Genomic DNA, 10720 nt, shown 5'->3' on the forward strand with positions numbered 1-10720 from the left:
CTGGCGGTGTGCGGTGTGGATGTGGGCGTCGAGCGTTGGGTTCGTGATACCGCGCCGCAGAAGCAGCGTGCAACCCCTTCTGGACGCTGTGTCGGCAGCGGAAAGTGCCAGCCGGTGCATCGGGTCCTTCCAAAGGGTCCAGTCACGCTGGCGACGCCACGTCTCGAAGTCTGCCTCAGTCCGCGTGGCCGCCAGCTCCTGCCACGCTACTTGGAAGCTCGTGCGGGCTTCCTCCAACGTCTCGGCAATGCCGCTGCGGTGCTCACCGGGATCGATGCCGCGATAGAGTCCGCAGGACTAACTCCACTGCGGGGCCGAGTTCGGGACACCGGCGCGGCGACCGATGACACCGACGCGGACATCGCCGCTGTAGATCAGCCACGTCTCGCGGTGCGGATCATCCTTGCTGCGGCGGCGGGTGAGAGCGGGCATGCCGCGATCAAAGCGGCGTACGAACCCGCTGGCAAATTATCAACCCTTCGTGGATCAGATCGGCGCGAGACCACTGTCAGTCGTGGCTGTGAACAGGTTGCAAGCCGGAGACCGCAGAGAGTGTCCGCTGTGCGTGCCAACCCCGGGCGGAAGTCGAAAAAAATGCCTCGAAGGCGAGCGGAAAAATCGCAATGTCACCGGGTTCCAGCGCTTCCCTGCGCTCTAAGGTCAGAACGAGGCAGATGAGCATTCACCCTGCCGGACTTTCTACTCTCACTGTCCGGCCGGCCTCACTGCCGTTGTCTTGCTCATGGGGCAGGCGATAGGCGATCTCGTTAGGTCGGTCGTGCCCAAAGATGAGCTGGATAGCTTGAAGCAGCAGCAGCACACCACCTGCAAAGCGAAAGGCTTCCAACGACACGTGCAGCGCGCCTAGTAATTGAACGCCGAACAGCGCAAAGCCGAACAAGACGCCGCCGGCAATAACGACAGCCCGAAGCGCCAACCGGACCCGTTCCGGGCGGTGTACGCCACCCGTCAAGCCGCCGAACACCAACGCGGTATCGATGGGCCCGATGGCCACAAAGAGTGTCGTGAACGTGTTACGGCGAAATCGGCGATCGGCATTGGTCTGAACTTGTGCGGCGCCTTCGATCCCTTAACCGTCCAAAGAAACGATTGTTCAAGACGAATTGACGCGCCGCCTGGATGTCGCAAAAAATTTTGCGGGCCCCCTTGAAGGCCATTGTTCGACTCCCAAGTCGTTTGCGCCGGGGGCCGGTTACGGATCCTGTTCGCCGAGAGGCTGAAAGTCTGAGCCAGTGACGGCGGCGCTGCCGATGGACTCTGATCAGGCCGGGCCGGTCCACGAGGATGGCCGGGCGCATCCTCGATAAGGAGAAATGAAAGACATACCAGGAGATCAAGATGAGCAGACGCATGCAATCTCGATCGCAGTGAAAAGGAGTACAAAATGGCACTACGCGATCTCGTTCCGTGGAACAACAGCTCACGCAAACTGGGCGTACCAGCCAGCCGGGCGGGATTTCTTCCCGCCCGCCTTCTTCGAGTGGACGCTTGCCATGAACACTTTGCCCTTATCGGCCAATTCGGCCTTTACTGCTCGTCAACCCGTCCCCGGTCCGATGACGCAGTCGGCATTTTCGGCGGATGTGCAAGCCACAGGCGACGACGAATTGGAGTCGCTGATCCGCCGGGATTACGAGCGGTGCCATCCCGGCGACACACTAGATGATCTCAAGCGGCGGGCCGCGTTTTCAAAGGAGGATAGAGGACTATTGCGAGATTGGATGGCGATAGCAGCGGCCTACAAGAAACGTTGCGCGACTGAATTCAACCGCGGTCGACGAAGTTAAGGGCTCGATACTTTCAGCCCCGCGGCGCGGTCGCTCTCTTGTGGGACGATCAGAATTTTCTGAGGCAGGCGCCAACCAAAGACGCCCCCGCGTCTTTCCGCTGCCTCTGTCGGGCCGCGGTTACCGCGACCAGTAGCAAGGTGTGGCCTGTCGGCGGCAACGTCCCGTTCATCCGCAGATCGGCTTGTCCAAGTGGGTAAACTGCTAGGAGATTCGTCATTGGAACCTGCGGCGGGCAGTAATCATTTATCCGGTATGCGATGGGAGACCAAAGTGCCCCCTTCGGAAGCGCACAAGCTTCGCAGACAAGTCTCTACATTGTCGGAGTTCGGCAAGCGAGCTTTGCGGAGCGATGACATAGATGGTCTCCTGCAAGAGGCAACCAGGCTCGTTTCTGATGCCATCGATGTTGAGCTAGTTAAAGTGCTGGAGCTCGTCCCAGGCGGCGAGAATTTACACGTCCGAGCCGGGGTGAATTGGAACCCCGGCGTGGTGGGGCACGCCACAATACCTGCGCATGAGGGCTCGCCGGCTGGCTATGCCTTGCACACGAACCAGCCTGTGATTACCGAAGATACCGAGAGGGAGGTTCGATTCGCGATTCCCGAGCTGCTGATCGAGCATAACGTCAGGAGCACCGTCAATGTTGTTATTCGCGGCGAGGACGGCCCATTCGGTGTGCTGGAGGTTGACTCGCGGCAGCTCCGGAAATTCGAGCAGGACGATATCGATTTTCTTCAGAACTACGCCAATCTCTTGGCTTCTGCTATCGACCGAGTGAGGATCCAGCGAGAATTGGCGGAGCGGGCGCTCAGGCAGGAAATGCTCGGTCATGAGCTTCAGCATCGGATCAATAACATGCTGACGACTATCCAAGCCGTCGCGCGGAGGACGCGCGCCAAGAGCAAGAGCCTTGATGAGTTCGCAAAAGCTTTTGAGGACCGATTGAGGGCGATTGCGCGCACTCATGCTTTATTGAACCGGACCCATACGAGCAAGATCGATATCCGCGAGGTTCTCTCTCAGGAGCTCTCACTGCACGGCGCTGTCGAGGGCGAGAATCTTAAGCAGCGCGGCCCCAAGATCTTGATTCCGGCAAAACAGGCCGAAGTGTTGTCGATGGCAATACACGAACTTGCCACAAACGCCGTTAAGCACGGCGCCCTATCCGTGGAGAACGGTCAAATTGATATATCGTGGGACGCTCATGATCGAGGCAATGGAAATGAGTTCCAACTTCGCTGGCGGGAGCGGGCAGGCTCCATCGCGCACCAGCCGGCCCGACGAGGCTTCGGTTCAGAGTTTCTCGAGAAATCGATACCACATATGTTGAACGGGCGATTCGAGCGACGGTTTGGCTCCGATGGAATAGAATGCACCGTCTCATTTTTGTTGGACAAGAATGATAAATGAGCGGAGCCGCATTCATCCAGACGACGTTCCTGATCCTGGCGTCCCACGCGCAACTAGATAGGCGTAGTCTTTTCAAACGCCTGCAACAAGCCGAGCGTCTCTCGCGATCAATACCCCACTAAGACAAATCACCAAATCGCACAGGCGACGCTGAAAGCGCTGTTGACCGCCTCCCTGGAAAAACCGGCAGCCCAACGGGCCATAAGGCCGCCGCCATGATCCTCCCCCCACCCGCTCAGTGGGGAAGTTCCTTTGGTGATCGTTAATGAAACCGGCCTCCGGCGGCCTCATCGGACTTGAAGAAAATTTTCGCCCCCTCTTGAAACCAAAAGCGACTTTGCTAATTTTTTTCTCGCCATCGAACGGTGGCGTCCGGGCGCCTGATGGGCCCGGGCAAAAGACGGGCACCGGTCGTGTCCGGTGCCGCTCGTATCCATCTTGCTCTTTGGAGGATTTGGCTATGCGCACTTACGACTTCTCTCCCCTGTGGCGTTCGACCATCGGCTTTGACCGCCTCTTTGACCTCGCAGAACTGGCCAAGCGGGAGGGCGAGGATAATTACCCGCCCTACAACATCGAACGGCTGGCCGACGACCGCTATCAGATCTCGTTGGCAGTTGCGGGTTTTGCGCCCGACGATATCACGATCACGGCTGAACAGAACGTGGTCACCATCGAAGGCAGCAAGTCCGACAAGCCCGAGCGGGACTTCCTCTATCGCGGCATCTCGACCCGCAACTTCAAGCGTCAGTTCAACCTGGCGGACTATGTTCAGGTCAAGAGCGCCGCGTTCGACAATGGCCTGCTTAAGATCGAACTGGTCCGGGAAATCCCGGAAGCCATGAAGCCGCGCCGGATCGCGATCAACGGCGCGGCAGCCGACAACGTCCAGAAACTGGAAGCCAAGGCAGCCTAGGTGCGGCTCTGGCCGGCGCCGCGCGATGCATCGCGCGGCTGCCGCTCATCGTCAATGAAAAGGAGGATACCATGCGGCCGACGACCGCCGACGACAACGTTTTCGACTTCACCGCGCTCCTACATCCGGGTACCGCCTTCGAGCATCCAAAGGATGTGGTGAATCACTCCAGCCTGACAACGGCCGAGAAGAGGGCAATTCTGGCATCGTGGGCCTCGGATGCTTCTGCAATAGCCTCTTGCCCATCCATGCGCTCACCCGTCGGGCTGAAGAAGCCAGTATCGATCGATGAGATCCTCGAAGCTTTGTGCGAACTCGATGGCGGTCCCCGGAATCCTCCCGGAGGCAAACCCTGTCGATTGCGCTCTACCGAACGTGCCATTGCCGCCTGAGGAGGAGGTGGATCATGCTTGAGGTAAACCTGGAACGGCTGCGTGCGCATCAAAGGAATATCGACCGCTATCGCAGGCTGCTCGCAACGCATCTGTCGGACCTTGAACGCTCGTTTATTCAGCGCCGTTTGAGCGAAGAGGAAGCATCGGTGAGAGGACTTCTGCGAGAGACGTTCCCCGACCGTCTCTCCGCGGGACTGCCGAGGATCGACGGACGAAGGGCGCCGCTTGAAGTGGCTGCGCTGCTCCACCCGGCCGACGCATTCGATCATCCCTTGGACGTCGTCGACGATTGCGATCTAACGCCTTACGAGAAGCGGGCAATCCTTTCATCCTGGGCCGCAGATGCCTGCGCCGTTCCCGGACCAAAACGGCCCGTTTCGGATACTGCCGTTAGCTTCGACGATATCCTTGATGCCTTGCACCTTTTGGAATCGGAACCAGAGCCCGCCGCCGATCACAGCGAGGATCCTGGTCGTCACCAGGGGCACGATGGTCCGGACACGCTTTCCATTGATTTCTAAAAAGCTGTCGCGAGGTGGAAATGTATCAAACCGTCTCTCAACCACTGCCCGTAGCGGGCTGACGCACTAAAACGAACTTCGCCAGGCGCTGGCGTCAGCACGGCGCTCGTGATGCAGCCTATCGCCTCGTCACCAGCCATCTGCGTCTCGTTGCGAAGATCGCCATGCGCTACCGGGGCTAGGGCCTGCCGATCGCTGACATCGTTTCCGAGGGGAATATCGGCTTGATGCAAGCGGTGCGGCGCTTTGATCCAGAGCGCGGGATTCGTCTTTCTACCTATGCGATGTGGTGGATAAAGGCGACAATCCAGGAATACGTCCTTCGGTCGTGGTCGCTGGTGAAGATTTCGGCGAATTCTGCCCAAAAGAAATTGTTTTTCAAACTAAGGAGAACCAAGAGCGCTATTTCAGCGCTCGATGACGGCGATTTGCGACCGGATCAGGTCAAGACAATCTCTGAGCGCCTCAAAGTATCTGAGCATGAAGTGGTGAATATGGACCGCCGGCCTGCGTGGCGACGTTTCACTGAATTCACGGACCAATGGCGCCCAAGATGCGGGAGATGCGCTAGAACAACTTGTTGATCCCTCACCTCGCCATGACATCGCGTTCGCTGAGGACGAAGAATTGTCGAAACGGCGCGCCGCGCTGAAGGCTACCATTCAAACTCTCAGTCCCCGCGAAAAGCATATCTTTACCGAGCGCTACTTAACCGAGGGCCCTCCCAAGCTCGATACGCTCGCGATGGAGTATGGCATCTCACCAGAGCGCATCCGTCAAATAGAGCTGCGCGCATTCCAGAAAGTGAAATCCGCGATGCAGCAAGGGGAACCTGCCAAAAGAAGCGCGCAGCCAAACTTAGAGCTACCAGAGCGCTCGGCTGGGATCCGGAAGGCCTCCGGAATGGGTGAAAATGCGAAGAACTCAGTGTGAGTAAATCTAGTCCGCCGTACCCCACTGACCGGACCTCGACGAGGCGCACGGCCACTTCGCTGATGGACCAATCGCAGAGCGATCGGTACGGCCACTGCATCCGACAGTCGTCAAGTCAAGGTTACGTTGCCGGTTTAATCGCTCTAAGGCTGCTTCTCGAACGTTTGCATCGAGCCGACGGATGTGAGCCATGGCTGCGCGGAGCGAGATCACCACTGAGTATGGGGGACGATCTGGTCGCGCGACGAATGGAGCCCACGCGGAGGGCGTAAATCTTGGGGCCTGCTCCGAGCGCCGTCGCGTAGACATGCGTTCCACATTCCGGGCAAAATGCTTGTGGCCTCTTGTTGCCGCTTTCGGCGGTCTTGACGTAGATTTTCGGTTCGCCCGAGAGCAACCTGAAAGCGTCGCGCGAAGGCGTGCACGCGGAATGCAGAGCCGGAGAACGTCTGGAAGTCGGTGCAATTGCAGAGCAGGGTCTTGTCCGGCTCGATCTCGGCCTCAAAGGTGATGTATCCGCAGTGACAACGTCCGTCGATTTTCAACTTAATCGTCCGCAGCGCGTTCGTGCGCAAGCTCATGCTAACCTGCTCATGTTCTCGGTGTGCATGTTTGCGAACCGAATTCGCAAAATCTTTGGACTGCCCTGGGCCCCACGTTCCCACTGACCGGACCTCGACGAGGCGCACCGAGACTTCGAATCATGCGCCGCAGCAACCGGATCTCATTCGATCACCTCGTCGGCGCGGGCGAGCAATGAGGCAGGTATTTCGAGGCCAAGCGCCTTTGCTGCCTTGAGGTTGATCACTAGGTCGAACTTGGTCGGCTGCTCGACCGGCAGATCGGCAGGCTTGGTGCCTCTGAGGATTTTATCGACGTAGTCGCCTGCACGCCGGAGTAGATCGGCTATATCGGCGCCGTATGAAACCAAACCGCCATTGGTGGTGAACAGTCGGAAGAAGTAGAGCGCGGGCAGACGATGCTCCGTTGCCAGCGCGGTAACCCGTGTAACGTGATTAACGGTCAATTCACTGCCAAGCGGAAATATTGCATCGGCGTGCTGGGCTGCTGCCGAGGCACAGGCAATGTCGAGTTCCTCCACCTTGTCGCCTCCAGTATCAGGAAAGTCACGCCCAGCTTCCGAGCAGTTTCGGGCAACTCCTCGGCTATGATGAACCTGTGATCTGCATTGCCCGGGTTGACCAAGACCGCAATTTTTGAGGCAGCAGGAACCATCTCCCGCAGGATTTGTATCCCATTGCTGGCGATATTTCCCGGAACGAGGGATGCCAGACCCGTTATGTTGCCGCCGGGATGCGACAGGCTTTGGACGAGGCCATGCCGCACGGGGTCGCCCACAGCAAAGAAAACAATCGGAATGCTGGCAGTTGCCGATTTCAGGGCTAGGGCTTCCCGCGCGGTCGGGCCAACGAGCACATCGGGTTTGAGCGCGACAAGCTCGTTCGCGAGAGGCGCTACGCGCTCCTCGTGCCCCTCGGCCGATCGGTAATCAACGATCAGGTTCTTCCCTTCGATCCAACCGTGATCGCGCATGCTGTCCTGCCACACCTTGTAGTTTGGCAAGTACAGGGGCACGGTATCAAGATAACCAATCCGGCGAGGCGACCCCTGTGCCCACGAACGCCGCGGCGAAACAAGAAGTGCCGTAGTGCCTGCTATAACTCCCGCCGTCGCATGTGTCGCTCCCTCAAGGACCACGCTCGTAGGATTGCAGAGTAACACTTTGTGGGACGACCGGAAGCCGCCCAATTCACCCCTCGCGGTCTAGTCTGGCGGAGGCCTACACGGGCCCGGTCGAGGCAGAGCCGCAACGCCGCCGATCCTAGCGATTGGGCATCGCAATCGGGCCATCATGGCCTAGTGGGTCTTCATGTCGCCGACGGACAGGCTCGGCCTCACTCCGAGGGTATTATCGGCATCTACGCCTTGCGGCCGCTTCCCGCCTCTGCGATCTTAACAACGAACAGGCCGAGTCCGCTGGGCCATGGTGATTTCCTTTCGGGTTGCGGTACGAATAATTCGGTGCGGCAGCGATCCACTGCGACGGAAATGGGTTGCTGTGGAAGGACGGTCTGTCTGCCGCACACTCTCGAGAGGGGCCGATGACCAGCACCGTTTACTCTCCTGACGGGTCGTCGAGAACAGGTTCACCTGCCAAGGCTGCGGCAAAAGATTGCAAGTCAAGGTGCCCGTGAAATCCTTCAAAGAATAACTCTGGCGGCGTCGTGCTGCCGCTCCAGAACCACTTCCCATGGCTGCATGCCGGGCATCTGTCATCCGTTGTCGTAAGGGTTGCCCCGCAACGCCATCTGGATGGCGGCCATGACAATGGCGCCGAGCACACCGCCGATCAGTACACCAGCGGCGAAGCCGCACCAGAAGCTCATCGCTCTAGACCCTGATTGGTGCTCTGCCCTTGGTTCGCCATGGTTTGCCCTGACGTTCGGCGCGGGTGAGCGTTCCACACCGGGATCGTCCGGTGTGCAAGGTCGCCACTTCGTGATGCCGTACATATCCCGATGCCGATATGATGGGGATAGCTTAGTTCAGCGAATATACGGCTGTTCCAGCGGCCTAAAAACTCACCCGCCACGCGTGGTAGAGGTAGCGGACGTGTCGGATGATCGGCCACGTGCTCACCCAGATCTCCGCCGTCCAGGGTGGTGAGGCCGCGTCCCTTCAGCCAGTCATGCCGGCGGCGAGCTCGACGAGCTTGCGCGCTGCGGCTTCCGGGTTGGCGAAGGGACGTTCGGCAGTGAGCTTCACGAAAGAGCCTTAGTGCCGTCGCGCATCGGGAAGACGCTCATCATGATCGGACCCACTGCCGCCCCTCAGGATCGCACTACACTTGCTGCAAGCTTTGCAGATGTCCCGCGGGTACAGTGTTCCGCCCGATCCGTGGGATGTTCGCCATCTGGAACGCTTGCTACCCCAACAGGAGGATGTGTGTTCGGGTATGTTCCACTTGACGTATTCCTAAGCCAGGCCGCTCGACCTTTCGGATTTGTGCTCGCCTGGCAATCGGAGCTGCTCTAGCCCTCGCTCTATTGCTCGCAGGTCCTCCTCAACGTGCTTCAACGCCGGACGCGGATTGATGCCGGGCGCGGCTTGTAGGCCTCCGAGCAACTGGCGCCGAAGTTCACGCATGTCCTCCAATGCTCGGCGGTTCTTCAAACGTACATAAGCGGAAACGATCAATTCAATGGTGTTCGATGGCATGGGTGCTCCGAAAATACGCTTCCTAAAAAAAGCGCTGTCGGGCTGGAAATACAGATCCCGGCAGCGCGGTATTTTCTAACTGGGCACTGAAATCCCAGTTGATTTTGAATATGCAATGGTCATGCCACAGGTATGTGACGGACCGGTCCTCGCGGGCAAATGAAAAGGGGGGCAAGCTGGGGCCATTCGTCACGCGGGTACCTGACGGGGACCAGGTACTGCGCCGACAACCTGCTTTTGAAGTTCTTCGTTCCTAGTAAGATCAAAGAATAGGTCCCGCTCTCGTGCAGCTCGAGCCAGCCACGCTCAATCGGCTTTGGACAGCGCTGCGCGCCCGTCAGCAGCGATGCGGTACTCAACTTCACCTAAATCAGCGGGTCAGCCCCGACAAGCCAGAGATCGACTAGCCGGGCGACGAGTTCATGATCGAAGAGCGGTGGGCTGATCTAGGATTCGGAAGCCAGCCGTCTCAGGAAATCGCGCTCGATCGCAGTTAGCTCCATTCGTTACTGCGTCAGGTGCACGAGGAAAGCCTCGCAAGCATTCTCGGCTTCGACGAAGGTTTTGAAGGGAGACCCAGCGATTTTGATTGCCGACTTGTTCAGGTGGATGGGGCGCCATGAGGCAATGAAGCCAGGCTGTCCGTGAAGCCCGGGACCGGTACGGCTTTCATTGCTGATCACGAACGAAAATCCGCCGCTGCTCGCCATCCATATTTCGAGCTCGTCCCGCGACGTATCAACGCGAGCAAAGTGCAGGGCCAAATCACCCCCCACATTCTTACTCGTCATAAAGTGTCACGGGTGCAGGCCGGGCGCATTTACCTGCGTGAAGTCCTGACGATCGCACAGAAAGCGCAACCGCCAACGGTTGGCAGGGCACGCACGCCGGTTGACCAGTGACGGAGAGACAGGCCAGCCGGCACGTGCTGGCGGGCCGCTCTCGTGAGGCGGCTGTGCCTCCAATGCAAGCCTCGCTTCCCCGAACCTAGGGCTTCTCCGGAGGCGTCGACGCGATCTTGCCTGTTCCGCCGCACGTCGGGCACGGCCGGTAGAGTATCTTGCGTACCGGATAGGGTGACGTCATCAGGGGCCAGTGCCCGAGCCGAAGCACTCCGGGCAGACTTTGACCTGTTCGCTTATTTCGGTTCTCCGATTCGAGGCGGTATTGCCTCGCGATGGATCGAGCACCGGCGGCGCCTGCTCAACAACGCACGGGGCGCGGGACCCGCCGGTTCACGCTGGTGGGCTGCAAAAAGGCCGCAGCGTCGAATGCCGCTGCGGCCCCGCCGGGTCAAAAAGAATTGGTGAAGTATTTGCCAGCCCCGGTACCCAACAGGCTACCCGCCGACATTTCTGCAGATCGTGTCCCGTGGCGTGGTGTAGCTGAGCTTAGGCCACCACGTTCGCCGGCATGGGCCGGATCGATCAGCTGGCGATTGCCGGGAAGCTGACGGCGGGATCATCGCCCAACGGGGCGATCGTTTCCAGTGTC

At 59.0% G+C, this 10720-nt stretch carries 12 protein-coding genes and 1 pseudogene; 7 read left to right on the forward strand and 6 right to left on the reverse strand.

Annotation, left to right across the window (positions count from 1 at the left end):
* Positions 1-297: 297 nt before the first annotated feature.
* Both SO140_RS39885 and SO140_RS39890 read right to left on the reverse strand, forming a co-directional pair.
* Positions 298-432, reverse strand: a complete 135-nt coding sequence (locus SO140_RS39885) for a hypothetical protein (protein ID WP_474803024.1) — start codon at positions 430-432, stop codon at positions 298-300.
* 250 nt (positions 433-682) lie between these two features.
* On the reverse strand, positions 683-1015 hold the full coding sequence (locus SO140_RS39890) for a MarC family protein (RefSeq protein WP_474803021.1): 333 nt from the start codon (positions 1013-1015) through the stop codon (positions 683-685).
* A gap of 319 nt (positions 1016-1334) precedes the next feature.
* Here SO140_RS39890 and SO140_RS39895 point away from each other — a divergent pair, with 319 nt between their 5' ends.
* The 7 genes from SO140_RS39895 (at position 1335) to SO140_RS39925 (ending at position 5986) form a co-directional block, all read left to right on the forward strand.
* The gene (locus SO140_RS39895; protein WP_474803019.1) at positions 1335-1808 is read left to right on the forward strand and encodes a hypothetical protein; all 474 of its coding nucleotides are present in this window, start codon (positions 1335-1337) and stop codon (positions 1806-1808) included.
* Positions 1809-2027: 219 nt separating this feature from the next.
* Positions 2028-3221 (forward strand): sensor histidine kinase, encoded by a 1194-nt coding sequence (locus SO140_RS39900; protein ID WP_474803016.1) that lies wholly within the window; start codon positions 2028-2030, stop codon positions 3219-3221.
* 460 nt (positions 3222-3681) lie between these two features.
* A complete protein-coding gene (gene hspD / locus SO140_RS39905; protein ID WP_474803090.1) occupies positions 3682-4137 on the forward strand; it encodes a small heat shock protein HspD in 456 nt (151 codons plus the stop codon).
* A gap of 71 nt (positions 4138-4208) precedes the next feature.
* Positions 4209-4529 (forward strand): hypothetical protein, encoded by a 321-nt coding sequence (locus SO140_RS39910; RefSeq protein WP_474803013.1) that lies wholly within the window; start codon positions 4209-4211, stop codon positions 4527-4529.
* A 14-nt stretch (positions 4530-4543) separates the two neighbouring features.
* Positions 4544-5053 (forward strand): hypothetical protein, encoded by a 510-nt coding sequence (locus tag SO140_RS39915; protein WP_474803010.1) that lies wholly within the window; start codon positions 4544-4546, stop codon positions 5051-5053.
* A gap of 227 nt (positions 5054-5280) precedes the next feature.
* Positions 5281-5637, forward strand: a complete 357-nt coding sequence (locus tag SO140_RS39920) for a sigma factor (protein WP_474803087.1) — start codon at positions 5281-5283, stop codon at positions 5635-5637.
* Positions 5638-5680: 43 nt separating this feature from the next.
* Positions 5681-5986 carry a sigma factor-like helix-turn-helix DNA-binding protein gene (locus SO140_RS39925; protein WP_474803007.1) on the forward strand — a complete coding sequence of 102 codons (306 nt, stop codon included), beginning with the start codon at positions 5681-5683 and terminating at the stop codon, positions 5984-5986.
* A gap of 121 nt (positions 5987-6107) precedes the next feature.
* Here SO140_RS39925 and SO140_RS39930 read toward each other — a convergent pair.
* From SO140_RS39930 to SO140_RS39945, 4 genes and pseudogenes are all read right to left on the reverse strand, one after another.
* A pseudogene (locus SO140_RS39930) lies at positions 6108-6567 on the reverse strand (GFA family protein).
* A gap of 143 nt (positions 6568-6710) precedes the next feature.
* Positions 6711-7088: an ABC transporter substrate binding protein gene (locus SO140_RS39935; RefSeq protein ID WP_498543903.1), complete on the reverse strand. Its 378-nt coding sequence runs from the start codon at positions 7086-7088 to the stop codon at positions 6711-6713.
* Positions 7010-7540 (reverse strand): ABC transporter substrate-binding protein, encoded by a 531-nt coding sequence (locus SO140_RS39940; RefSeq protein WP_498543904.1) that lies wholly within the window; start codon positions 7538-7540, stop codon positions 7010-7012. The genes SO140_RS39935 and SO140_RS39940 overlap by 79 nt, the downstream gene beginning before the upstream one ends.
* A gap of 2192 nt (positions 7541-9732) precedes the next feature.
* Positions 9733-10017 (reverse strand): hypothetical protein, encoded by a 285-nt coding sequence (locus SO140_RS39945; protein WP_474803259.1) that lies wholly within the window; start codon positions 10015-10017, stop codon positions 9733-9735.
* Between the last annotated feature and the right edge of the window lie 703 nt (positions 10018-10720).

Source organism: Bradyrhizobium sp. UFLA05-108 (assembly GCF_059803455.1).

What these genes read in the sequence shown, in the direction of transcription:
- SO140_RS39885 (WP_474803024.1), bottom strand. Translation starts at nt 432, where the DNA reads ATGCCCGCTCTCACCCGCCGCCGCAGCAAGGATGATCCGCACCGCGAG.
- SO140_RS39895 (WP_474803019.1), top strand. Translation starts at nt 1,335, where the DNA reads ATGAAAGACATACCAGGAGATCAAGATGAGCAGACGCATGCAATCTCG.
- hspD (WP_474803090.1), top strand. Translation starts at nt 3,682, where the DNA reads ATGCGCACTTACGACTTCTCTCCCCTGTGGCGTTCGACCATCGGCTTT.
- SO140_RS39910 (WP_474803013.1), top strand. Translation starts at nt 4,209, where the DNA reads ATGCGGCCGACGACCGCCGACGACAACGTTTTCGACTTCACCGCGCTC.
- SO140_RS39915 (WP_474803010.1), top strand. Translation starts at nt 4,544, where the DNA reads ATGCTTGAGGTAAACCTGGAACGGCTGCGTGCGCATCAAAGGAATATC.
- SO140_RS39920 (WP_474803087.1), top strand. Translation starts at nt 5,281, where the DNA reads ATGCAAGCGGTGCGGCGCTTTGATCCAGAGCGCGGGATTCGTCTTTCT.
- SO140_RS39940 (WP_498543904.1), bottom strand. Translation starts at nt 7,540, where the DNA reads ATGCGCGATCACGGTTGGATCGAAGGGAAGAACCTGATCGTTGATTAC.
- SO140_RS39945 (WP_474803259.1), bottom strand. Translation starts at nt 10,017, where the DNA reads ATGACGAGTAAGAATGTGGGGGGTGATTTGGCCCTGCACTTTGCTCGC.